The sequence below is a fragment of the Planctomycetota bacterium genome, from assembly GCA_039182125.1.
Taxonomy (GTDB): Bacteria; Planctomycetota; Phycisphaerae; order Tepidisphaerales; family Tepidisphaeraceae; genus JBCDCH01.
This window is the reverse complement of sequence record JBCDCH010000008.1, coordinates 58,841-81,528: the sequence shown is the minus strand read 5'-3', so window position 1 is coordinate 81,528 and position 22,688 is coordinate 58,841. Positions and strand designations below refer to the sequence as shown.

Below are 22,688 nucleotides of genomic sequence, written 5' to 3'. Positions count from 1 at the left end.
TCCCGACCGTGCGTTTGTTTCCAACGCTAGCGGTAGCGGGTCGGCCGAACAACCGCGGCCTGCACATCAGCTAGATCCCTCGGCTGCGCTCGGGATGACAAGAAGGTTTAGTCGCTCGGCTTTTCCGTCGGCCGCATCAACGGGAACAGCAGTACGTCGCGGATGCTCTCGGCGCCGGTCAGGAGCATGATCAAACGGTCGATACCGAGCCCCATCCCGCCGGCTGGGGGCATGCCGACTTTCAGGGCGTTGAGGAAGTCGTGGTCGATCGCCTGTTTCTCGGCGTCGTCGCCGACCTGCTGCCGGAAGAGGTCTTCCTGGACATCCGGGTCGTTGAGCTCGGTGTAGCCGGGCGAAATCTCCTGGCCGTTGATCGCGAGTTCGTACACGTCGGCGAAGTACGGATCGTCCACGCACGGCTTGGCCAGCGGGATGATGACCGATGGCACGCGCGTGACGAAGGTCGGGTTGATGAGCGTGGGCTCGACAAGCTTCTCGTACACATTTACTAGCTGCTCTGCCGGTGATGTGGCTCCGATGCAGAACTGGGTGAACTGCACCAGGTTTCGGCGACCGATGTCGGTACCGGCTGATGTAAGAAGATCGACAATCTTTAACCGCAAATCTTCGTCCGAGATGCGGGCAGCTAGCTTCTGTACGTCGTCTTTCGTCAACTCTAGCTTCTCTATCTCATCTGCAGCGTCATCGGTCAACGCTGTAGCAAGTGCTTGAAGTACGTCGGCGTCTGCGTCTGCGAGTGAACACTTGCTGAACGCCCATCCCGTCCGCTCCTCCACCAACTCCGCCATCGACGCGCGGCGCCACGGGCGTGTAAGGTCGATCATCCGGCCGTTCGGATGCTCGATCTTCAGCCCGCCGCAGAACTTCTCGGCCAGCTCGCACACCAGCTCCTCGACCCACTCGGCCATCGTCTCCCACGATCCGAACGCCTCGTACGCCTCGAGCATGGTGAACTCGGGGTTGTGGCGGGGGGAGATGCCTTCGTTGCGGAAGTTGCGGCCGATCTCGAAGACCTTGGGCATGCCGCCGACCAACAGCCGCTTGAGGTACAGCTCGGGGGCGATGCGCATGAACAGGGGGATGTCCAGGGCGTTGTGGTGGGTCGTGAAGGGCCGCGCGGCCGCCCCACCCTGCAGGCTTTGCAGCATCGGCGTTTCGACCTCGATGTAGCCGCGGTTGCGGAGGAACTCTCGGATGTGCTGGACGATCTGCGTCCGCTTGACCGCCAGGTCCATCACCTCCGGGTTGGCCCAGAGGTCGGTGTAGCGCTGGCGGTAGCGGAGGTCGGTGTCCTCGAGGCCGTGGTACTTGTCGGGCGGCGGGACCAACGCCTTGGCGACGGCGTGGATCTTCGTGACCCAGATGGTGGTCTCGCCCTTGTTGGTCGTGCCGAGCGCGCCCTCGACGGCGAGGCGATCGCCCAGGTCGAGCAGATTGCGGACGGCCCAGGCGTTGTCGTCGTGCTCGGCGAGCCGCTTCTTGTCCAAGCCGATCTGCAGGTCGCCCGACGCGTCGCGCAGGGTGATGAACGAGAGCTTGCCCATGTCGCGCTTGAGCACGATCCGCCCCTGCCCGAGCACCGTCGGCCCGCCGTCGTGGCCCATCGACTCGTCGTACTTGCCGCGAATGTCCGCCAGCGGCTCGATGCTATCGACGCGGTGGCCGTACGGATCGACGCCGAGCTCGCGGAGTTTTTCGAGCTTGGCCCGGCGTTCGTTTTCGTATTCGGAGCGGTGCTGCGTGCGTTGTTCGGCGGAAGCGTCCGGCATGGAGAAAGCGTAGGCGGGCTCGCGACTGCGGCGGTGCCGTTCGCTCTCGGCCAATCATCGCCGCTCCTCACAGCGCAAGACGGAGAACGATCTCGCCGTCGTCGACTTCGCCGGTGGGGCGAAAGCCGTAGCGTTCGTAGAATGGGCCGGGGCAGCCGTCGCCGGGGACGTAGGACGTACCAAGCGCGTCACCGTCGGGAAGCGTTCGGACGTGGGCGACGATAAGGTCAAGGCCGGTGGTGCCGTAACCTTTACGTTGGTGCTCGGCGTAGATCATGTAGCGCCAAAGAAAGTACGACGCCTTGCCATCGGGGGCTTCGGGATGGTCCGGGCCAAGGAGCTCGAGCATCGCGAACCCGATGGGCTTGTCGCCGATGCACAGCGCACGCGGCCAGGCGCGCTCCAGGTCTACGTACGCCTCGGCGAGGGACCGGACGTTGGGCGCGACGAACTTTTGCTGCTGCGGTTCGACGCTCAAGGCGAGGACGTCGCGGAGCATCGGCCGCGTGATCGGCTTGAGTTGGATGGCGTGGGCGGGTGAGGTCATATGGGCCTGAACGAATGAAAGCTTAGGCGAGGTCACAACCACCACGTGCCGTTGTCCTTCGGCGGTCGGATGACCGAGAGCTCTTCTTACCGAGCCCAAGTGTCCACCGGCGTTACCGGACGTTTCGTCCGTGGACATACCGCGACGCTTGGCCGATAAGACACCGGTGCGGCGGGTTGCATTTGCGTTCATTTTCCTCCTGATCTTCGCTCAGTCCGCGGCGGCGGCGCTGCGGACGGTCGAGACGCGGTACTACCGGATTCACGCGGACCTGCCGAGCTCGCTGGTCGCGTCGATCGGCGACGAACTGGATCGCATGCACGTCGAGTACGCGCGGCGGTTGGCCGGGTTCGGCGTGCCGGCGGCGGCGAGCAAGTGCGAGATCTACCTCTTCGAAAACGAGTCGGACTACGTCGGCTTCGTCGGCGAAGCGCACGGTCACAGCGGCGGCGTGTTCATGCCGGACCGGAACGCCATCGCGGCTTACCTCGGCGACCAGGGCCGCGACCGGCTGCGGGCCGTGCTCCGACACGAGGGCTTCCACCAGTTCGCCCATGCGGTGATCGATCACGACATCCCCGTCTGGCTCAACGAGGGCATCGCGCAGCTCTTCGAGGAAGGCATCTGGGTCGAGGAAGGCAACGCATCGCGCCTCGTGCTCGGCCAAGTCCCGCCGACCCGGCTGCGTCGGCTGCTCGTCGACGGCAAGTCCGGCAAGTTGATGCCCCTCGACCAACTCATGGCCCTCGACAGCGAGGCATGGTGGGCGAACATGGCCGACCCCGACACGTCGGCGATGCAGTACAACCTCGCGTGGGCCGCGGCACACTTTCTCGTGTATGACGAGCAAGGCGGCGACCACCGGCTGCGGCGGCGTCTGCTCCACGCGCTCAAGCTCATGCACGCCGGCTACGGGGCCGACGTCGCGATGCGGCGGAGCTTCGGTGACGACTACCGGCCGATGCAGTCGGCGTTCCTCCAGTACTGCAACCAACTCCGCCCCACCGCCGAGGCGACCGCGCTGGAACACCAACGCATCCGCGCCGACATGATCCGGCTGCTGCACGGCAACGGCATCACGTTCAAGAATGCCGGCGAACTACGCCGCTTCGCCGACCGGCACAAGGTACGGATCACCTACCAGGACGGCACGCTCCGCTGGCAGAGCAACGCGGACCCCGCGCGGCATTTCGTCGATCACGCCGGCAACCCGCTGCCGGACAGCCAGCTGTTCTTCTCACGCGCACAGCGTTCGCTGCCGGACCTGATCTGCCGGCCCGGCGGTCGGGTCGAGCTCGTGACGCGGTTCCATCGCTTCGGCGATCACGTCGACCACGAAACCGTCGTTCGTCTGCGGTAGACTTCGCGAATGTCCCGTGCAGCGATCGGACTCGGCTCGAATCTCGGTGACCGGGCGGCGCACATCCGAGCGGCGCTCGACGTGCTCGCGCCGGTGTCGGTGAGCACGAACTTCGAGAACCCCAGCGTCGGCGGGCCGGCCGACGCGCCGGACTTTCTCAACGCCGCGGCCGTCATTGAAACCGACCGCTCACCCCGTGAACTGCTCGCTAAGTTGCACCGCATCGAGTCGGACCTCCACCGCGAGCGCCCCTTCCCCAACGCTCCGCGGACACTCGATCTCGACCTGCTGTTGTACGACGACCTGATTGTCGACGAGCCGAATCTCACTGTGCCACACCCACGGCTGCACGAGCGGCGGTTCGTGCTGCACCCGCTGGCGGAAATCGCGCCGGACTGGCGACACCCAGTGTTCGGACGGACCGTCGCAGAGTTGCTGTCGGGCCTGCCGGCGAATGCGTAACGTGCGGCCATGCAGGTCGCGGAGAAGATTGCGGAGTTTCGGAGACTGCGGGCCGAGTGCGGCAACGTGGCGTTCGTGCCGACGATGGGGGCGCTCCACGAGGGCCACCTCGCGTTGATCCGGGCGGCCAAGACCCACGCCGCGACGGTTGCCGTGAGTATTTTCGTGAATCCGACGCAGTTCGGGGCGAACGAGGACCTGAGCCAATATCCGCGTCCGATCAAAGCCGACCTGGCCAAGTGCGACGCCGAGGGTGTTGATCTGGTGCTTAACCCGTCGCCACAGGAGATATACCCGACCGGCACGCTCGACACGATCGTCGATCTGCCCGAGTTGACCGGCAAGCTGGAAGGTCGCCATCGGCCCGGCCACTTTCGCGGTGTGTGCCAGGTCGTGCTCAAGCTGTTCAATATCGTCCGGCCGACCGTGGCGGTGTTCGGGCGTAAGGATTTCCAACAACTCCGCGTGATCGAAGCGATGGTCGAGGCACTGGACGTGCCCGTGCAAATCGTCGGCGAGCCGACCGTTCGCGAAAGCGACGGGCTGGCGCTGAGCAGCCGCAACGTCTACCTCGCGCCCGACGAGCGGCGGCGTGCCCTGTCGATCATCGGCGGGCTGCGCACGGCTAAAGCCGAGTACGAGTCCGGCATCGAACAAACCAATCGGCTCGAGTCCACCGTCCGCAACGCGATCATGGCCAGGGGTTCGGTCGAACAGGGCGACAACCTCGGCCACATCCCCGTCTCGATCGACTACGTTCAAGCGGTCGATCCCCGCACGCTCGAGCCGAGGCTCGCCGTGGATGGGCCGACGATCATGGTCGTCGCGGCCCGCATCGGGAAAACCCGACTGATCGACAACTTGGTCATCCGCGATTGACGCCTACGCTTTTGCGTGCAAGACGTTCTGTTTCGCATCCCGTTCCTGGACCTGCCGATCTACGGGTACGGGCTCATGCTCGTGCTTGGCGTCTTTTCCGCGATGGGTTTGTCGAAATGGCTCGCGCCGAAGGTCGGGATCGATCCGGACTTTTTTCAGAACGCCGCCCTGCTCGCGGTGTTTTCCGGCATCGTCGGCGCACGTCTCTCGCACATCTTCGAGAACCTCGACAAGTTCACCGATCCCACACGCTCGTTCGGTGCCAACTTCTTCGACGCGATCAACCTCACCAGCGGCGGCCTCACGTTTTTCGGCGGGTTGATATTCGCCGCGCTGGTGACCATCGCTTACGCGGTCTGGAAAAAAGTCCCGCTCAAGCTCGGGATGGACGTGGCGGCTCCCTGCATCGTGCTCGGGCTGGCGTTCGGGCGGATCGGGTGTTTGCTCCACGGCTGCTGCTGGGGCGGCGTGTGTGACCTGCCTTGGGCGATCGAGTTTCCGTACGGCTCGCCGGCCCACATGGATCATGTCGAAGCCGGGCTTGTCGCACCTCCAGGGCCACAACTGGCGGCGCTCGAAGCAATCAACCCCGCGGCCGCCGAGCGGCTCAAGGCCGACTTTCACTCCCTGCCAGTTCATCCCACGCAGCTCTACTCCTCGGCCAACGCGTTCTTTCTGACGGCGGTCCTCATTGCGTTCTTCCACGTCCCGCACCAAGCCGGCCGGGGGTTGGCTTTGATGATGATTTTGCTCGGGTCGAGCCGGTTCTTGCTCGAGACGATTCGTCGCGAGCCGACCGTGATCGGAAGCTTCTCGTTCAGCATGGTCGTGGGACTCCTGCTTGCGGCGGCGGGCGTGGTGCTGTGGTTCCTGATGCCAAAGCTTGGGCCCACCACGACCGTCGACGTGACGGCGAATCCGCCGGACGTTGAGCCCAAACCCGCTCCCGCTACGGTGCCGGCATGACGTTCCCCGACCGCCTCCACGCGGCCATCCGTGAGAAGAACTCCGTCGTCTGCGTGGGCATCGATCCGAACTACTTTCGGCTCCCCGACGCGGTGATTCCGGGAGCACGCAACGCCAATGACGCCGCGGCGGTGGTCGATGCGTTTTTCACGTTCACGTTGGGCGTGCTCGACGCGGTCGCCGAGTACGCTGCGGCGGTGAAGTTTCAGTCGGCGTACTTCGAGCAGTACCACGCCGAGGGCGTCGAGGCGTATTTCTCGCTCATCCACGAGGCGAAGACCCGCGGCCTGATCGTCATCGGCGACGCCAAACGCGGTGACATCGGCGCGACCAGCGAAGCCTACGCCGCGGCCCACCTCGCCCCCATGGCCGGTGAGGACGTCGAAACGCCCGACGCCTTGACGGTCAACCCGATGCTCGGCATGGACACGCTCGAGCCGTTCGTCAATGCCGCCGTTGACGAAGACAAGGGGCTGTTCGTCCTGGTGCGCACCAGCAACCCGGGCAGCGCGGAACTGCAGGACGTGCAACTCGCGGACGGGCGGACGTGGAGTGAGATGGTCGCGGAGAAAGTGAATGATCTCGCTCACCGCCCCGCCGCGCTCGGCCGTTGCGGCTGGTCGGCGATCGGGGCGGTCGTGGGGGCGACACAGGCTGAGCAAATGCAAAGCCTGCGTCGACGCTTGCCGGACAGCCCGTTGCTTTTACCGGGCTACGGGGCACAGGGGGCGACGGCCGAGATGACCCGCGCGGCCTTCGAGAACGACGCCCCCGCTCTGGTCAGTGCGAGCCGCAGCGTGCTCTATCCCGAAGGTGACGGCGACTGGCAACAAAACATCGCCGCCGCCGCGAAGGCGATGCGGGACGAGCTGCGCAATCTCTAACTTCCACGGCTTCAGCCGTGGGTCTGCAACGAGTAACGTCAACCGCTGACCCACGCCTGAAGGCGTGGGCTTTCGTATGGTGTGGGCGTGAACGACCTTGCCGGCAAACGTGTGACCGTCTTCGGGCTCGGCCGCTTCGGCGGCGGAGTGGCCGTGACACGCTGGCTCTGCACGCAAGGCGCGATCGTGACGGTCGTCGACTCGGCGAACCGCGATGCGTTGGCCGAGTCGATCACCGAGATCGACGGCTGTGACGTGACGCTGAAAATCGGCGACGAACCGGATGCCGGCGATTTCTCGGACACCGACCTCGTGGTCGCCTCGCCCGCAGTCCGGCCGGGCCATCCCATGCTCGCGGTGGCGGCCGACTCGAAGGTCGAAGTCACGACGGAGGTGGTGCTTTTCGCCGAACGTTGTCGCAGCCGATACGTCTTCGGCGTCACGGGCACCAAGGGCAAGTCCACGACCGTCGAGCTGCTGGCCCGCATGCTCCGCGTCGTCGCCAAAGGCGATCGGCCGGACGTCCGCGAACGGCCGAACAAGGTCCGAGCCGTCTTCGACCACAAGCGTCCCCATGGCGTCTGGGTCGGAGGTAACAACGGCACCCCGCTCATCGAGCACCTCGACCGCATCGACCCCGACGATTTCGTCGTGCTGGAACTGTCGAGCTTCATGCTTTGGCACCTGGGCCGAAGCGGATGGTCGCCGCACATCGCCGTCGTCACGATGATCGGCTCCGACCACCTCGACTGGCACGGCTCGCAGGAGGCATACGTCAACGCCAAGCGAAACCTCGTGCGGTTCCAGCGGGAAAGCGATTACGCCGTCGTGGCGAGTAGTTCGCCGCTGAGCCGGGGGTTCAAGGATTACACGCCGGCGACAGTGATCGAGTACGGCAAGCGGGCGAACCTGCCGGAGAAGATCGCCCCGCTGCTGCCCGGCAAGCACAATCGGCTCAATGAGCGAGCTGCCTACGCCGCGGCCAAGCTCTTCGGGCTTTACACGGACGAGGCGGTTGAAGCTTGCGCCGACTTTCGTGGCCTACCGCACCGTCTGGAACTGGTACACGAAGCGGACGGCGTCCGCTGGATCAACGACTCGATCGCGACGATCCCCGCCGCCGCAGCCGCCGCATGCGAGGCGTTCCCGGCAGGCAACGTGATCCAGATCATCGGCGGCAAATCCAAAGGCGGCGACGAAACGCCGATGATCGACACGCTGACCAAGCGGGCCAAAGCCGTGCTTTGCATCGGCGAGACGTCGGCCGCGTTGGCGTTGAAATTGGGGGGGATCGCCCGGGTGTGCGAAACCCTCGACGCGGCCGTCGCCGAAGCCCGCGACCTGGCCACCGAGGGCGATGTCGTTCTGCTCTCCCCGGGCTTTGCCAGCTACGACCAGTTCGCCAACTTCCAGGAGCGTGGGGATGCGTTCCGGCAGCTTGCCAAGGCCTAATCCCATTCGCCTAGCCGCATTTTCGGGGCTCCGGTCCGATAAAATCTTATCCGACGGTCGTTTATTGGTTGCCCGATGGGCGGATTTCGCCATAGTCGTAGTTTCCGCCTATTCCCCCAACCCGTGCCGGTTCAGCCCGCACATGAGAGTGAGAGATTGATGCGTCTTACGAGAACATCGGAGCTTGTATGTGGGCGTACGTCCGCACGTCATTTGATTTGGGCTGCCGCGGTGGCAACCTTTCTTCCCGCGGCGACCGCCGCTGCTTGCGACATTTGTAGCTGGGGCTCGGCCCACGCGGACGGCACGCCGTTCCCCGTCGAGGATCGTATCGCCGCCTACAACGCCAACCTCGCCCCCGGCCAACGGCCCATCGACCTGAACAACTACGGCCCCAACGCCGCGATCGCCGAGATCGGCCCCGGCGGCACGACCCAGCAGGTCTTCGTCGACTTCAGCGGCGCCATCCCCGGCGTTTACTCCCCCGCCGAGCAGGCCAGCGTCATCACCGGCCTCAGCAACCTGTTCGCCGGCTTCGATATCAACTTTTCCCTGACCGACCCTGCCGGCGCGGATACCGATCTGGTCTTCGACGCCTTCGGACTTGGCGGCATCGCCGTCACGGGCATCGACTTCCGCAACATCTCCGCCAGCGATCTGGCGTTCATCGGGACCGACGGCCTGCTGGGGTTTTCATCGGCCGAGCAGGTCAACTACGCCATTAACGTTGGCGGCCATGAGCTGGGACACACCTTGGGACTGCGCCACCATGACGCGTTCGGGCCGATCGGTTCGGGTGTTCCCAGCACCGGGCTCGAGACCGGCTTTGTGCCGTCTTTCCCTGGCGGTACTGCTGCCAACGAGTTCTTTGGCAACACCATGTCCACCCCCGCCTTCGGCGGCGACTTCGGCGTGTTTTTCAGCGGCTTCACAAACTTCAGCGACCGCTCGGCGATCAAACTCCAGTTCGCTGCAGTGGACGACATCATCCCCGAAGCGGCCGGCTTCAATAACACGCTCGCCACCGCCCAGCCGATCGAACTGCAACTTCTCGACCTCTCCGGTATCCAGCCGATCGGCGAAGAGTTCTTCGGCGAAGATGTTCCCGTCCGCGCCAACGCCGTCACCGGCACGCTCAGCAGTGCGGCCGACCTCGACGTCTTCGAAATCCAACTCTTCGCCGGCAACCTGCTCAGCGTCGAGATCGTGAGCGAATCGGTCGCCGAACGCTTCACGGACCTCATCGACGCCGAGGTCACCGTCCTCGACGAAGACGGCAACCCACTGGACTATTTTGGCACCAGCGCGTTCAACGACGACGAGATCGAGACGCTCGACTCGTTCATTTTCGATCTGCTGATCCCCGAGGATGGGACTTACTTCGTGGAGGTTGATGCCACCTCCCTCAACCCGACCGGCAGCTACGAGGTGTTCTTCGCCAGCGTCGGCTTCATCCCCGAGCCGGGCTCGCTGGCACTGGCGGGCGTGGCCGGACTTGCCCTGCTGCGTCGCCGGGTCGGCTGATCCCATTGCTCATCCGCTGCTCCTGACAACCGCCGATCTGGCCTTCTGCCAGATCGGCGGTTTGTCGCGCCATGACCGCCACAAGTGCGGCAGTTCGACTCACGAAACCACCGTCACGGCCCCAAAACAACGATTTCCAACTGGCATGCCGGTTGTAATTGCTTTGGCTTACCACGACTTTCCCGTATCCCAACCCCGTTTTCTCGGAGTTCCAAAGACCCATGCCCGCCAAAATGCTCTCCTTCGACGCCGAAGCCCGCAAGCATCTGCTGACCGGTGTCCAGAAGCTTTCACGTGCCGTTAAGACCACCCTAGGCCCCCGCGGCAAGAACGCCGTCATCGACAAGGGCTGGGGTGCCCCCACCGTCACCAAGGACGGCGTCACTGTCGCCGAGGAGATCGACCTCACCGACAAGTACGAAAACATCGGTGCCAAGATGGTCAAGGAGGCCTCCAGCAAGACCTCCGACGCCGCCGGCGACGGGACGACGACCGCGACGGTCCTCGCCGAGGCGATCTTCGCCGAGGGCTACCGCTACCTCACCGCCGGCACCGACGCCAACGCCCTGGCCCGTGGCATCCGCCGTGCCACCGAGGCCGCCGTCGACGCGATCGTTAAGCAGTCCAAGCCGATCGACGCCTCCAAGAAGGCCGACATCCAGAATGTCGCCGCCATTTCCGCCAACAACGACCAGGAAGTCGGCAAGATCATGGCCGACTGCTTCATGAAGGTCGGCAAGGACGGCGTCATCACCGTCGAGGAAGGCAAGAGCCTCGACACCTACGTCGACGTCGTCGAGGGCATGCAGTTCGACCGCGGCTACCTCTCGCCCAACTTCATCACCGATCAGGACGAGATGGCCGTCGAGTTCGACAAGCCGCTCATCCTCGTTTACGAAGACAAGATTTCCTCGGCCCAAAAGCTGCTGCCGATCCTCGAGAAGATCCAGACGGCAAAGAAGCCGCTGTTGATCATCGCCGAGGACATCGACGGCGAGGCACTCTCGACGCTGGTCGTCAACAAGCTCCGTGGCATCCTCAACGTCGCCGCCGTCAAGGCTCCCGGCTACGGCGATCGCCGCAAGGCCATGCTCAACGACATCGCCGTCCTCACCGGCGGCCGGGCGATCATGAAGGACCTAGGCGTCGAGCTCGACGCCGTCGAACTGACCGACTTCGGCACCGCCAAGAAGGTCCGCATCGACAACGACAACACCACGATCATCGAGGGTGCCGGCAGCAGCGCCGACATCCAGGGACGCATCGAGCAGATCCGCCGCGAGATCGACACCACCACGTCCGACTACGACCGCGAGAAGCTGCAGGAGCGCCTGGCGAAGCTCGCCGGCGGGGTGGCCCAGGTCAACGTCGGTGCCGCGACCGAGGCCGAGCTCAAGGAAAAGAAGGCCCGCATCGAGGACGCCCTCCATGCGACCCGCGCGGCCGTCGAGGAAGGCGTCGTCCCCGGCGGCGGCACCGCGATGGTCCGTGCCCTGGCCGCCCTCGACGAGAAGAAGCTCAAGGTCACCGGCGACGAGGCCGCGGGCGTGAAGGTCATCCGCCAGGCACTCATGGCCCCGCTCAAGCAGATCGCCGAGAACGCCGGCCACAGCGGCAGCGTCATTGTCCGCCGCGTCATGGAAGACAAAGCCGCCAACGGCTTCAACGCCCTCACCGGCGAACACGTCGACATGATCGCCGCCGGCATCCTCACCCCCGCCAAGGTCGAACGCACCGCCCTGCAAAACGCCAGCGAAGTCGCCACACTCCTGCTGACCACCGACTGCATCATCGCCGACCAACCCAGCAAGGGCGGCGACGACCACGACCATGACCACGAGGGCATGGATTACTAAGGAGCCTCGATGACGTTTCGCATCACTATCGATCGCGACGAGGATGGCGCTTGGGTTGCCGAGTGCCCATCGATTCCTGGCTGTGTCAGCCAAGGGGCGACACGCGACGAGGCCATAGCGAACATTCGCGAGGCGATCGCGGTGTGCCTTGAGGTTCGCCAAGAACAGGGCCTACCCCTGACTGTTGAGACCGCTGACGTCGAGGTCACCGTCTGATGCCAGCTCTGCCCGTGATGAGCGGCCGAGAAGTTGTTGCTCGATTCGAGTCGTTCGGCTGGTCGGTCGCCCGACAACGCGGCAGTCACATCGTCATGATCAAACCCGGCGAGATCGCAACGCTTTCCATCCCAGATCACCGTGAAGTAGCCAAAGGCACCCTCCGCAAACTAATCCGATCCGCTGGCCTGACGGTCGCACAGTTCGTCGCCGGCAGCCAAGACTGAGAAACCAAATGCCCACCAAACTCAACCCCCTGAATGACCGCGTCGTCGTCAAGCGTGACGATGCTGAAGAGACCACCGCCTCCGGCATCGTCCTGCCCGAGGCTGCCAAGGAGAAGCCGACCAAGGGCAAAGTCCTCGCCGTCGGCCCCGGCAAGCAGTCCGACGACGGCAAGCGCCACGCCCCCGGCGTCAAGAAAGGCGAGACCGTCTACTACGGCAAGTACGCCGGCACCGAGATCGAGGTCGACGGCGACAAGCTCGTCATCCTCCGCGAGTCCGACATCCTCGGTGTACTCGAGTAAGTGGGAAGTGTGAAGGCTGAAGTTTGAAGTTGCAGAACGCACTTCGACGCTCAGCCAGCTTCCCCCACTTCACCCTTCCGCATTCACACTTCAAACTTCCCCACCATGTCATCCAAGCAAATGAAATTCGACACCGACGCCCGAGCCGCGGTGGCCAAGGGATTGTCGACGCTCGCCAAGGCGGTCAAAGCCACGCTCGGGCCCAAGGGCCGCAACGTCGTGCTCCAGAAATCCTTCGGCGGCCCCCGCATCACCAAGGACGGCGTCACCGTCTCCAAGGAAATCGAACTCGAAGACCCCTTCGAGAACATGGGCGCCAAGCTCATCAACACCGTCGCGAGCAAGACCGGTGACAAAGCCGGCGACGGCACCACCACGGCGACCGTCCTCGCCGAGGCGATCTTCTCCGAAGGCGTCAAGCACCTCACCGCCGGCGTCAACGCCGTGCAGGTCCAGCGTGGCATCATGAAGGCCACCGAGGCCGCCACCGCCGCCATCGACGAGATGAGCAAGAAGGTCAAGGGCAAGGACGACTACCAGAAGGTCGCCACCATCAGCGCCAATGGCGACGAGGCCATCGGTGCCCTACTCGCCGAAGCGATGGAAAAGGTCGGCAAGGAAGGCGTCATCACCGTCGACGAGGGCAAGGGCCTGGAGTCAACGCTCGAGTACACCGAGGGCATGGCCTTCGACAAAGGCTACCTCTCGCCGTGGTTCATCACCAACCCGAACACGCTCGAATGTGAGCTTGAGAACCCGTACATCCTTCTTCACGAGAAGAAGATCAGCAACCTCAACGATCTATTGCCGTTGTTGAACAAGGTCGTCGGCGGCAGCCGGCCGATGCTCATCATCGCCGAGGACGTCGAGGCCGAAGCGCTCGCCGCGCTGGTCGTCAATAAGATGCGCGGCATCCTCAACGTCGCCGCCGTCAAAGCCCCCGGCTTCGGTGATCGTCGCAAAGCCATGCTCGGCGACTTGGCCGCCGTCACCGGTGGCACGTTCCTCTCCGAAGACCTCGGCGTCTCTCTCGAAGCCGTCGAGCTCGACCAGCTTGGCACCGCCAAGCGCGTCGTCATCGGCAAGGGCGAAACCCTCGTCGTCGAAGGTGCCGGCAAGAAAAAGGACATCAACAGCCGCGTCGAGCAGATTCGCCGTCAGATCGAGACGACCACCTCCGACTACGACCGCGAGAAGCTGCAGGAGCGTCTGGCCAAACTCACCGGCGGCGTTGCCGTCGTGAAGGCCGGCGCCGCGACCGAGACCGAGATGAAGGAACGCAAGGACCTCATCGACGACGCCCTCCACGCGACCCGCGCGGCCGCCGAGGAAGGCATCGTACCCGGCGGCGGCGTGGCCTTGCTCCGCGCGATCTCCGCCGTGGTCGCGGCGAAGAAGTCGGGCAAGGGTGACGAGAAGCTCGGCTTCGACATCGTCGCCGACGCCATGAAGGCCCCCGCCGCCCAGATCGCCGACAACGCCGGCGAGGACGGCGAGGTCATCGTGTCCAAGATCCTCGACAAGGCCAGCCCCGTGTCCTTCGGCTACAACGCCCGCACCGACACGTTCGAGGACTTGTACAAATCCGGCGTGATCGACCCGGCCAAGGTCGTCAAGACCGCCCTGCAAAACGCCGCCAGCGTCGCCGGCCTGGCCCTGACTACCGACGTGCTTATCACCGAGCTCAAGGAAAAGGACGACAAGTCCACGCCCGTCGCCGGTGCGGTTGCGTAACGCCGCCCTGACGAGGTGCTGAATGCTCAAGTCCATCGCCAAGGGAGTGCTTCGACGACACGGCCTCGGGTCTCACAAGGGCCCGGACGTGCCGTCGAAGCACTTGCTGAACGTGCTCGAGCTTGCTGTGACGAGCCTGTTCGATCAGGACGCGGGCGTGACGTGCATCCAAATCGGTGCCAACGATTGTGCCGGCTACGACCCGTTCGTTCCCTTGATCCGCCCTGGTTGGAAGAGCATTCTCGTCGAGCCGCAGCCTTGGGCGGCGGACCGTCTCGACGCCACCTACGCTGACAACGCGAACATCCATGTGGAACGTAGCGTGATCGCCGCGGCATCCGGCGTGGCCAAGCTGTATCACGTGTCGGGGCTGGACGATGGCTCCTCGATGCTCGAAGGCGTCGCGTCCTTGTCACGAGATCATGTCGTTCGACACGTGGGCGACGAAAACCGGATCGCGACGATCGAGGTGCTCGCACTCACGTTTGCAGACCTCAAACAAAAGTACGGGATCGAGCAACTCGACATCCTCTCGATCGATGCCGAGGGGTTCGACTTCGAGATTCTCAAGATGATCGATTTCGAAGCAGACCGACCGAGCGTAATTTTCTACGAGCACCGAAACTTAGCGTTTGAGGACGCCGAATCGGCAATCGAACTGCTCGCCGATGCGGGATACCACCTCGCCCGCGTCGGGATGGATACCGTTGCGGTGCGGACCGACCGACTGACCAATCCGAAACCCGCCGACAGCCGTTAGCACGCCCAAGAGTGTCATTCCATGCCAGCGACCAAGCGCGACTACTACGAAATCCTTGGCGTCGCCAAGTCCGCCTCCGAGTCGGACATCAAGAAGGCGTACCGCAAGCTGGCGATGAAGTACCACCCAGACCGCAACGAGGGTGACGCCGGCGCCGAGGCAAAGTTCAAGGAAGCCGCCGAGGCGTACGAAGTCCTCTCCGACGCGACCAAGCGGCAGCGCTACGACCAGTTCGGCCACCAGGGCGTCGCCGGCGCGACCCACGACTACTCGCACATGAACGCGACCGACATCTTCTCGATCTTCGAGGAGATGTTCGGCGGCGGCGGGCGTGGCGGCTTTCACGTCAACATGGGCGGAACCGGCGGACGCTCCCGTCGCGGCCGGCGCGGATACGACTTGGAAACCCAGGTCAAACTCACGCTCAACGAAGTCGCCGAAGGCACCGAAAAAACCATCGAGTTCGAGCGCCAGGAGATCTGTGACAACTGCGACGGCGACGGCATGAAACCGGGCGTCGAACAGAAACCCTGCGTCGCCTGCGGCGGCCAGGGACGCGTCGCGCAGCAGGGCTTTGGCGGCATGTTCCGCATGGTCAGCACCTGCCCCAACTGCAAGGGCCGCGGCAAGATCGTCGACCCCTCCGACCGCTGCGACAAGTGCCGTGGCGAGGGCAAGGTCGACATCAAACGCAAAGTCACCGTGAAGATTCCCGCCGGCGTTCACGAGGGCCAAGCCGTCCGCATCGCCGGCGAAGGCGAACCCGGCGAAAACGGCGCGCCGCCCGGTGATTTGCACTGCTACATCGAGGTCGCCGACCATCCGATGTTCAGCCGCCAGCACGACGACATCGTCTGCCAGATTCCGATCAGTTTCACGCAAGCCTCGCTCGGCGCGGCCCTTGACGTTCCGACGCTCGACGGCAAGGAACAACTCACCATCCCCGCCGGCACCCAACACGGCCAGGTCTTCAAGCTCAAAGGCAAGGGCCTGCCCGACCTCCGCAGTTACAAGCGCGGCGACCAGCTCGTGCAGACCATGATCGAGATCCCCAAGAAGCTCTCCGAAAAGCAGCGCGATCTCCTAATGGAGTTCGCCAACACCGAGGACCACGACATCCTCCCGCAACGCAAGGGCTTCATGGACAAGCTCCGCGACCTGTTCGACTAAACACCCCAACCTCCCGCCATGAACGGCCAAGAAGAACAGTACGAAGAACCCACCGAGCAGGACTTCATCGAGGACGATGAGCAACAGCCGGAAGACGTCGACATACCGATGACCGACGCCGAGGCCGATCCCGCGGCGGAAATCGAACGACTCCAGGCGGAGCTCGCCGCGTTCCGGGAGAAGTTCGCCCGTGTTCAAGCCGACTTCCAGAACGCCAACCGCCGCATGGAGCGTGACAACGCACAGCGGCTCGGCATCGCCGTGGGAGCGTTCGTGAAGGAACTGCTCCCGGTCATCGACAACCTCGAGCGCGCCCTGCAAGTCGACCCTGATGCCCCGGCCTCCCAAGTCCTCGGCGGCGTTCAGGCGACGCTCGACAGCTTCCTCCAAACGCTCGGCAAACAGCAGGTCGAACGCATCGCCCCCGAACCGGGCACCCCGTTCGATCACAACGAGCACGAGGCGCTCATGCAACAGCCGACCGACGAGTACGACGAGCCGACGGTGACACAATTACTTCAAGCCGGCTACCGCCACGCCGGTCGCACCATCCGGCCGGCCCAGGTCGCCGTGTCTTCCGTGAGTTGAGAACTGCCATGCCCACCTACGACTACCGCTGCGACGCCTGCGAGCACGCCTTCGAAAAGTTCCAGTCGATGTCCGCATCGCACTTGCGCAAGTGCCCCGCATGCGGAAAGAACAAGCTCAAGCGGCTCATCGGCACCGGGGCCGGTGTGATCTTCAAAGGTGGCGGGTTCTACGAAACCGACTACCGGTCCGAGAGCTACAAGAAAGCAGCCGACGCGGACAAACCCGACGCGGGGAAGAAGTCCGACGCCAAGCCGGCAAAGTCGGAAAGTAAGGCGAAGACAGAAACCAAGCCAGCCGAGCCAAAGCCGACGAAGAAACCCGGCAACGATGCCGAGTGACGCCGCCGAGCCACCGCCCTGCCCGATCTGCAAAGGCACCGTCGAGCCGGACGCCACGACATCGCCGTTCTGCTCGAAGCGTTGCCGTCTCGTCGATCTGAACCGCTGGCTCGACGGCAAGTACCAAGTGCCGGCCGTCGAGGGGGACGGCGACGAGGTCGAGGGCGTGGTCGACTCGCCGGATGACAAGTCGCCCTAGACCGTCGCGCCGCCCCACCGGTTCGCTTTTGCTCACCACACGCCGGGCCAATACCATCGCCCGCCCATGACTGAGCAGCCGTCCGAGCCCGCCGAGCAACCCGAACCTGGTGAACCGGGGTCCGCACCCGCGTCGCTGATCCGCCCGCAGACCCTCGTCCACGGCATCGATTGGCCCAACTTGTTTCCGTTCACCCGCCTGTTCCGCGCCTTCGGCGTCGCGGCGCAGCCGTCGATGCTCATCCTCGCGTTGGCCGCGATTCTCACGCTCTACGTCTTCGGCCAGGCGCTCGATGCTGCGTGGTACTACGTTTCCGATCGTGTCGTCCCCGGCGAGGTCGAACTGTTCCATGAGACCGCGGGCGGCGACAATTTCGAAGCGGCACTCGAAACCAAACGCGAGAGCATCCGCAACCACTACGAGGCCTACCAGCGATCGGTCAATGCCGGCAATCCCGAAGGCGTGTCGCTCGATGCGATGCGCGACGCATCGATCGAAAGGCGTGACAACGCCATCGCCGCCGCCGAGCGTGCGCTGGACGGCGTGAGTGATGAACGTCGCGCCGACGCCGAACGGTTGTTCGACCGCCGCGTGCAGGACGCTTACGAAACGACGAGCCAGGATTGGGCCCGGCTCAAACAAATCAACGGCGAAGGCCCGTTCGCAACGACGCTCAAGTGGCAGACCGACGCATTGAACCAGTTGGTGGGATCGCTGCTTCGGCTAGACATCGACGGTGCGGTCGCGGCGATCGGCCGCTCGCTGGGTACGGGGCCGTCCTGGGCGGTCACCCGGTTTCCCGTGTACTTTGCGATCTTCTTCGCGTTCAAGATCGCCGTCCTCGCGGTCTTTGGCGGCGCGTTGACCCGCATCGCGGCGGTGTATGTCGCTCGGGACGAGAAGATCTCGATCCGCGAGGCGCTCAAATTTTCCTCCGGCAAGTTCCTCAGCTTCGTGAGCGCGCCGTTGATCCCGTTGTTGATGCTCGCGGGACTCGGACTCGCGATCGCGTTGGCGGGACTGCTGCTGAACATCCCCGCCATCGGGCCGATCGCGGTGGGCGTGGGGTTCATCCTCGTACTGCTCGGCGCGATGGTGATGAGTCTGGTCGTTGTCGGACTCGTCGGCGGGTTCAACCTGATGTACCCGACCATCGCCGTCGAAGGCACCGACAGCTTCGACGCGATCAGCCGCAGCTTCAGTTACCTGTACGCCCGGCCCTGGACGTTGGCGTGGTACACGTTGCTGTCGCTGCTTTACGGCGCGGTTGTCTATAGCGTGTTCCGACTGTTCGTCTGGCTCACGCTCTCGCTCTCGCACGGCTTCATCGGGCTGTTCTCGTTCCGCAAACTCGAGGGCGGACGCGAGGTGATCCCGGCCGTGTGGGACGAAGCACCGAGCTTCGGCAAGCTCAGCTACGACATCGATTTCATCGCACTGTCGTTCCCACAGGACATCGCGGCGTTCTTCATCGCGTTCTGGGTGTACCTCGCGATCGGGCTGCTGGGCGCGTTCGCGATGAGCCTCTACTTCGCCAGCTCGACGATCATCTACTTCCTCATGCGCAAGGACGTCGACGCGACCGAACTCGACGACGTGTACATGGAAGAAGACATCGACGACATCTTCGGCACGTACGACGAAGAGGAGCAGGACGCAGCACCGGCCGACACGGCCACCGCGTGAGTTGGCTTCACGAATCAGAACCGAAGCTCGACCGCCGCACGGACGTACGCCTCGTCGCTGATATCGGTGAGACTGTCCTCGTCACGGACGTCGAAGCCGACGTTGAACTCGGTGTCGAATGCGTAGCCGATCGCGAGGATGGCGTTGGCCCGGTAATCCTTGGTTTCCTGCACGCGATACCGCAAACCCATCTCCAAGCGTGACTGCTGGAAGAGGATGCGATCGTTTCCGTTGGGCAGGTCGTCGACGGCGAACGCTTCGGACTGGCCCGCGATCTCGCCGAAGATGCCGAACCCTTCGCGGAAGCCGTAGTCGATGCGGCCGGTGAAAGAATCCGGCAACGAATAGTTCAGGCGAATTTCCCAGTTATCGTCGGGCCGCCACGTGACCGAACTGAACGGGAAGCCGACCGAAAGTTCGAGCTCCTCGGTGACCGGGCGTGTGTATTGAAAACCGAGCAGCGGGAAGTCGGGGAAGATGGTGCGGTTGCCGTCGAAGTTGATCACGACCCCGAAGCGGTCGCCGGCCTTGAAGTACTTGCCGTTTTGGGTGAACTCCTTACCGACCGCTAAGTTGGCCAACGCGTACCAGGCATTGCCGTCATCGAAAGCCCCCGCCCCGGCGTAGCCGACGCCGAGCGTCAGGCCGGCGACGATCGTCTTGTCTTCGCTCTGGAACAACCCCATGCCGTAGCCGATCGACACGTCAACAAGCTCTTCCGGCAAGAGCGGGTCCCCGGTATCGAGATACAGGTGCGTGATGTTGTAACCGACGCGCGCTTGAGCCCGGCGGAGGATGTCGTCCTCGCCACCCGGGATGCGGAGCCGGCCTTCACTTTGGAAAATGTCGAGCCCCGCGCTGAAACCGTCGCTGGTGCTGCCGGTTTCAAAGATCAGGGCATGGGTCATCGTTTCAAACTCCACGTCCTCGGGCAACGGGTTCAGAAGCAACTCCGGCCCGGTCTGAGCCACGGCCAACGAAGATGCGGCCGAGACGGCCACGGCGGCGACCAAAACGCGCGTTTGAATGCTCATGGGGCGAACTATCGGCAAACTGCCCCCAGATTCAAGCACTCAAATCGCTACAAACTACACAAGCAGACGTTCAGATTTGCAGAAATGAGCGATTCGGTTAGCTTCGTGCGGTCACCTCATTCACGGAGAATCACCCGCCAATGCGCAAACCAACCCCACTCGCTGCCGCTTCCGCCGCGGCGTTGATCGGACTGACCGCTCCCGCGACGTATGGTGCCGCCGTGTCGCTGACCGCGTCGGGCACGATCGATCAACTGTTCAACAACACCGCCGGCGATCTGCCCAGCCCGCTCGACGGCATCGCCATCGGCGACGAGTTCACGGTGCAGTTCACGTACTTCGACGACGGTGCGGTCGATTTGGATCCCGACCCGAACGAGGCCGCTTACGCGGGACAGATCGATCCAGATTCCTACGTCATCACGATCGCCGGGCTCACGCTCGACTTTGTGGTCGAGACGGCCATCGGCGTCGGTAACGACGGCGGAACCGACCCCAGCCCCGGCAATGTCACCGACACCGTGAGCTGGGGTGCCCAGCAGAGTGTCGACGGCACGGAGGCGGGTGCCTTCTCGTCGGGGATCGCCCTTTCCGACACGGACGGCACCGCGCTGAGTTCGACCGCCATCCCGCTCGGCCCGTTCACGCTCGCCGACTTCGAGGTCGCCGCGTTTTCGATCAACAACATCATCCTCGACGAGTTCGGCGTGCCGACCGGCGAGTCGTTCTCCATCACCGGCGACATCGATTTCCTTGAAGTCGCCGGCGACGTGGACACCGGCGATGGCGACGACGGCGAGCCCGGCGGCGGCAACGGCGATGACGGAAACGGTGGCGACGGCCCAGACGACGGTGACGGCGGTAATGGCAGCGGCGACGACGGGGGCGACGACCTGCCGAACATGGGCGATGACGACGGCGGCATGGGCGGAACCGGCGGCGGTGGCAACGGCAGTGGCGGCGATGGCGACGACCCGGCCGTGATCCCCGTCCCGGCTGCGGCGTACTCGATCCTGCCGATCCTCAGCTTCCTCGGCTACCGCAAGCTACGCCGACGAAGCTAGCCCCTGAAGCCAGACACGGCTCTGCCGCGTCGTTTCGGCCAAGCGTCGGGCCTAGGCTCGACGCTTGGCCGATTTTCGCTTCGACATCCACGCCTTCGATGACTCCGCCCGACAAGGCACCGCACGCTACGGAACCGTCACCACCCCACACGGCACCTTCGACACCCCCGCCTTCATGCCCGTCGGGACGCAGGGGTGCCTCAAGGGGCTCACCCCGGACATGGTCCGCGACACCGGGGCCCAGTGCATTCTGGCCAACACCTACCACCTGATGCTCCGCCCGACCGCCGAGGTCGTCGCCGAACTCGGCGGCGTGCAGCGGTTCGGGGCGTGGAACGGGCCGATGCTCACCGACTCGGGCGGGTTCCAGGTCTTCTCGATGGCCGACATCTCCGACCGCGATGACGACGGCGTGACCTTCCGCAGCCACCTCAACGGCGACCGAGTCCGCCTGACGCCCGAGCGGTCGATGCAGGTCCAGAACCTGCTCGGGGCCGACATCATCATGGCCTTCGACGAGTGCCCGGACTCCACCGCCGACCGTGGTGTGCAGGAAACCGCGCTGGAACGCACCCTCCGCTGGGCACAGCGTTGCATCGACGCCCATCAGCGACCGGATCAGGCCCTTTTCGGCATCGTTCAGGGCGGGCTCCACCGCGACCTGCGGCTGCACTGCGCGGCGGAGCTGTCCAAACTCGATCTGCCCGGCTACGCCGTGGGCGGGTTGGCGGTGGGTGAGGGGTACGACGCGATGGTCGGGGTGCTGGACTACACGTGCGACGCCCTGCCGGCCGAGAAACCGCGATACCTGATGGGCGTGGGCTACCCGCGGGACATCGTGGCGGCGGTGACGCGGGGGATCGACATGTTCGACTGCGTCCTGCCGACGCGTAACGGGCGGAGTTGCACGGCCTTCACCGCCAACGGCGTGGTCAAGCTCCGCCACGCCCGCCACAAGGCCGACACCGGCCCGATCGAGCCGGGCTGCGACTGCTACGCCTGCACCCACTTTTCCCGCGGCGCCATCCGTCACTTCTCACATGCCGGCGAGATGCTTGGACCCATGCTCGTGAGCCTGCATAATGTGCGGTTCTACCAACAACTCATGGCGGACCTCCGCCGGGCGATCGCCGACGGAATGCTCGGAGCGTTTCTCGAGCACGACCCTCGGACCCACATCGGCCCCGCCGCCGACTCGCCAGACGTGTCGATCGCCACTGCCCCCAACGACGCACCCGAATGACCCTCCCGTCAACGATCCTCCTGCTCGCCGAAGCCCCCGCCCCGGGCGCGGGCTCCCTGCTGACCAGCCCGCTCATCCCGTTGATGCTGGTCATGGTCTTCTTCATCTACATGTCCTGGTCCAACAGCCGGCGACAAAAGAAGGAGCGCGATGCGATGCTCTCGTCGCTGAAAAAGGGTGACGGCATCACGCTCAACGGCGGGGAGATCGGCAAGATCGTGGATCTCGACGAAAAGACCGTGTTGGTCAAGGTCGACGAGACCAACAACACCAAGATCCGCTACCGTCGTGATGCCGTGCTCACCCGCAACGGCGACCCCAAGGCGGACGCCAAGTCCGACAAGTCCGGCTCGAAAGACGAGTCCAAGGCGGACTCCAAAGACGACACCGACACGAAGAAGTAA

The 22,688-nt window shown here is 64.3% G+C and carries 24 protein-coding genes; 21 read left to right on the top strand and 3 right to left on the bottom strand.

Annotation, left to right across the window (positions count from 1 at the left end; translation table 11 throughout):
• Positions 1-107 precede the first annotated feature (107 nt).
• Entirely contained in the window at positions 108-1,790 is a 1,683-nt protein-coding gene (locus AAGD32_03660) for an amino acid--tRNA ligase-related protein (GenBank protein ID MEM8873336.1), read from the bottom strand.
• A 67-nt stretch (positions 1,791-1,857) separates the two neighbouring features.
• On the bottom strand, positions 1,858-2,337 hold the full coding sequence (locus tag AAGD32_03655) for a GNAT family N-acetyltransferase (protein MEM8873335.1): 480 nt from the start codon (positions 2,335-2,337) through the stop codon (positions 1,858-1,860).
• 148 nt (positions 2,338-2,485) lie between these two features.
• Here AAGD32_03655 and AAGD32_03650 point away from each other — a divergent pair, with 148 nt between their 5' ends.
• The 18 genes from AAGD32_03650 (at position 2,486) to AAGD32_03565 (ending at position 18,943) form a co-directional block, all read left to right on the top strand.
• Positions 2,486-3,697, top strand: a complete 1,212-nt coding sequence (locus tag AAGD32_03650; GenBank protein MEM8873334.1) for a DUF1570 domain-containing protein — start codon at positions 2,486-2,488, stop codon at positions 3,695-3,697.
• Positions 3,698-3,706: 9 nt separating this feature from the next.
• On the top strand, positions 3,707-4,159 hold the full coding sequence (gene folK / locus AAGD32_03645) for a 2-amino-4-hydroxy-6-hydroxymethyldihydropteridine diphosphokinase (GenBank protein ID MEM8873333.1): 453 nt from the start codon (positions 3,707-3,709) through the stop codon (positions 4,157-4,159).
• A 9-nt stretch (positions 4,160-4,168) separates the two neighbouring features.
• Positions 4,169-5,038, top strand: a complete 870-nt coding sequence (gene panC / locus AAGD32_03640; GenBank protein ID MEM8873332.1) for a pantoate--beta-alanine ligase — start codon at positions 4,169-4,171, stop codon at positions 5,036-5,038.
• Positions 5,039-5,053: 15 nt separating this feature from the next.
• Positions 5,054-6,004, top strand: coding sequence for a prolipoprotein diacylglyceryl transferase (locus AAGD32_03635; GenBank protein MEM8873331.1), 951 nt, complete (start codon positions 5,054-5,056; stop codon positions 6,002-6,004).
• Entirely contained in the window at positions 6,001-6,888 is an 888-nt protein-coding gene (pyrF, locus tag AAGD32_03630) for an orotidine-5'-phosphate decarboxylase (protein MEM8873330.1), read from the top strand. The genes AAGD32_03635 and pyrF overlap by 4 nt, the downstream gene beginning before the upstream one ends.
• Positions 6,889-6,975: 87 nt before the next feature.
• On the top strand, positions 6,976-8,340 hold the full coding sequence (gene murD / locus AAGD32_03625) for a UDP-N-acetylmuramoyl-L-alanine--D-glutamate ligase (GenBank protein ID MEM8873329.1): 1,365 nt from the start codon (positions 6,976-6,978) through the stop codon (positions 8,338-8,340).
• Between the two features lie 231 nt (positions 8,341-8,571).
• Complete coding sequence (locus AAGD32_03620) at positions 8,572-9,864, top strand: hypothetical protein (protein MEM8873328.1); 1,293 nt, start codon at positions 8,572-8,574, stop codon at positions 9,862-9,864.
• 221 nt (positions 9,865-10,085) lie between these two features.
• Entirely contained in the window at positions 10,086-11,720 is a 1,635-nt protein-coding gene (groL, locus tag AAGD32_03615; protein MEM8873327.1) for a chaperonin GroEL, read from the top strand.
• Positions 11,721-11,729: 9 nt separating this feature from the next.
• Positions 11,730-11,936: a type II toxin-antitoxin system HicB family antitoxin gene (locus tag AAGD32_03610; protein ID MEM8873326.1), complete on the top strand. Its 207-nt coding sequence runs from the start codon at positions 11,730-11,732 to the stop codon at positions 11,934-11,936.
• Positions 11,933-12,163 carry a type II toxin-antitoxin system HicA family toxin gene (locus AAGD32_03605; GenBank protein ID MEM8873325.1) on the top strand — a complete coding sequence of 77 codons (231 nt, stop codon included), beginning with the start codon at positions 11,933-11,935 and terminating at the stop codon, positions 12,161-12,163. Before AAGD32_03610 ends, AAGD32_03605 begins: the two co-directional genes overlap by 4 nt.
• 8 nt (positions 12,164-12,171) lie before the next feature.
• Positions 12,172-12,465, top strand: a complete 294-nt coding sequence (groES, locus tag AAGD32_03600) for a co-chaperone GroES (GenBank protein MEM8873324.1) — start codon at positions 12,172-12,174, stop codon at positions 12,463-12,465.
• A 105-nt stretch (positions 12,466-12,570) separates the two neighbouring features.
• Positions 12,571-14,199, top strand: a complete 1,629-nt coding sequence (groL, locus tag AAGD32_03595) for a chaperonin GroEL (protein ID MEM8873323.1) — start codon at positions 12,571-12,573, stop codon at positions 14,197-14,199.
• A gap of 22 nt (positions 14,200-14,221) precedes the next feature.
• A complete protein-coding gene (locus AAGD32_03590; GenBank protein MEM8873322.1) occupies positions 14,222-14,959 on the top strand; it encodes an FkbM family methyltransferase in 738 nt (245 codons plus the stop codon).
• A 21-nt stretch (positions 14,960-14,980) separates the two neighbouring features.
• The gene (gene dnaJ, locus AAGD32_03585) at positions 14,981-16,129 is read left to right on the top strand and encodes a molecular chaperone DnaJ (GenBank protein MEM8873321.1); all 1,149 of its coding nucleotides are present in this window, start codon (positions 14,981-14,983) and stop codon (positions 16,127-16,129) included.
• Positions 16,130-16,147: 18 nt separating this feature from the next.
• Positions 16,148-16,717 (top strand): nucleotide exchange factor GrpE, encoded by a 570-nt coding sequence (locus AAGD32_03580; GenBank protein ID MEM8873320.1) that lies wholly within the window; start codon positions 16,148-16,150, stop codon positions 16,715-16,717.
• A gap of 8 nt (positions 16,718-16,725) precedes the next feature.
• Positions 16,726-17,058 (top strand): zinc ribbon domain-containing protein, encoded by a 333-nt coding sequence (locus tag AAGD32_03575; GenBank protein MEM8873319.1) that lies wholly within the window; start codon positions 16,726-16,728, stop codon positions 17,056-17,058.
• Positions 17,048-17,257 carry a DNA gyrase inhibitor YacG gene (gene yacG / locus AAGD32_03570; protein MEM8873318.1) on the top strand — a complete coding sequence of 70 codons (210 nt, stop codon included), beginning with the start codon at positions 17,048-17,050 and terminating at the stop codon, positions 17,255-17,257. The genes AAGD32_03575 and yacG overlap by 11 nt, the downstream gene beginning before the upstream one ends.
• A gap of 66 nt (positions 17,258-17,323) precedes the next feature.
• Complete coding sequence (locus AAGD32_03565; protein MEM8873317.1) at positions 17,324-18,943, top strand: hypothetical protein; 1,620 nt, start codon at positions 17,324-17,326, stop codon at positions 18,941-18,943.
• A gap of 14 nt (positions 18,944-18,957) precedes the next feature.
• Here the strand turns inward: AAGD32_03565 and AAGD32_03560 are convergent, their stop codons facing one another.
• A complete protein-coding gene (locus tag AAGD32_03560; GenBank protein MEM8873316.1) occupies positions 18,958-19,977 on the bottom strand; it encodes a hypothetical protein in 1,020 nt (339 codons plus the stop codon).
• A gap of 140 nt (positions 19,978-20,117) precedes the next feature.
• Here AAGD32_03560 and AAGD32_03555 point away from each other — a divergent pair, with 140 nt between their 5' ends.
• From AAGD32_03555 to yajC, 3 genes are all read left to right on the top strand, one after another.
• A complete protein-coding gene (locus tag AAGD32_03555) occupies positions 20,118-21,041 on the top strand; it encodes a hypothetical protein (GenBank protein ID MEM8873315.1) in 924 nt (307 codons plus the stop codon).
• Positions 21,042-21,105: 64 nt separating this feature from the next.
• On the top strand, positions 21,106-22,284 hold the full coding sequence (tgt, locus tag AAGD32_03550; protein ID MEM8873314.1) for a tRNA guanosine(34) transglycosylase Tgt: 1,179 nt from the start codon (positions 21,106-21,108) through the stop codon (positions 22,282-22,284).
• Positions 22,281-22,688, top strand: coding sequence for a preprotein translocase subunit YajC (gene yajC / locus AAGD32_03545; GenBank protein ID MEM8873313.1), 408 nt, complete (start codon positions 22,281-22,283; stop codon positions 22,686-22,688). The genes tgt and yajC overlap by 4 nt, the downstream gene beginning before the upstream one ends.

Bases quoted from the DNA above. Each gene is read 5' to 3' on its own strand.
- AAGD32_03660 (MEM8873336.1), bottom strand. From the start codon at position 1,790: ATGCCGGACGCTTCCGCCGAACAACGCACGCAGCACCGCTCCGAATAC.
- AAGD32_03655 (MEM8873335.1), bottom strand. From the start codon at position 2,337: ATGACCTCACCCGCCCACGCCATCCAACTCAAGCCGATCACGCGGCCG.
- folK (MEM8873333.1), top strand. From the start codon at position 3,707: ATGTCCCGTGCAGCGATCGGACTCGGCTCGAATCTCGGTGACCGGGCG.
- panC (MEM8873332.1), top strand. From the start codon at position 4,169: ATGCAGGTCGCGGAGAAGATTGCGGAGTTTCGGAGACTGCGGGCCGAG.
- pyrF (MEM8873330.1), top strand. From the start codon at position 6,001: ATGACGTTCCCCGACCGCCTCCACGCGGCCATCCGTGAGAAGAACTCC.
- groL (MEM8873327.1), top strand. From the start codon at position 10,086: ATGCCCGCCAAAATGCTCTCCTTCGACGCCGAAGCCCGCAAGCATCTG.
- AAGD32_03610 (MEM8873326.1), top strand. From the start codon at position 11,730: ATGACGTTTCGCATCACTATCGATCGCGACGAGGATGGCGCTTGGGTT.
- groES (MEM8873324.1), top strand. From the start codon at position 12,172: ATGCCCACCAAACTCAACCCCCTGAATGACCGCGTCGTCGTCAAGCGT.
- groL (MEM8873323.1), top strand. From the start codon at position 12,571: ATGTCATCCAAGCAAATGAAATTCGACACCGACGCCCGAGCCGCGGTG.
- AAGD32_03590 (MEM8873322.1), top strand. From the start codon at position 14,222: ATGCTCAAGTCCATCGCCAAGGGAGTGCTTCGACGACACGGCCTCGGG.
- dnaJ (MEM8873321.1), top strand. From the start codon at position 14,981: ATGCCAGCGACCAAGCGCGACTACTACGAAATCCTTGGCGTCGCCAAG.
- AAGD32_03580 (MEM8873320.1), top strand. From the start codon at position 16,148: ATGAACGGCCAAGAAGAACAGTACGAAGAACCCACCGAGCAGGACTTC.
- AAGD32_03575 (MEM8873319.1), top strand. From the start codon at position 16,726: ATGCCCACCTACGACTACCGCTGCGACGCCTGCGAGCACGCCTTCGAA.
- yacG (MEM8873318.1), top strand. From the start codon at position 17,048: ATGCCGAGTGACGCCGCCGAGCCACCGCCCTGCCCGATCTGCAAAGGC.
- AAGD32_03565 (MEM8873317.1), top strand. From the start codon at position 17,324: ATGACTGAGCAGCCGTCCGAGCCCGCCGAGCAACCCGAACCTGGTGAA.
- AAGD32_03560 (MEM8873316.1), bottom strand. From the start codon at position 19,977: ATGAGCATTCAAACGCGCGTTTTGGTCGCCGCCGTGGCCGTCTCGGCC.
- AAGD32_03555 (MEM8873315.1), top strand. From the start codon at position 20,118: ATGCGCAAACCAACCCCACTCGCTGCCGCTTCCGCCGCGGCGTTGATC.
- yajC (MEM8873313.1), top strand. From the start codon at position 22,281: ATGACCCTCCCGTCAACGATCCTCCTGCTCGCCGAAGCCCCCGCCCCG.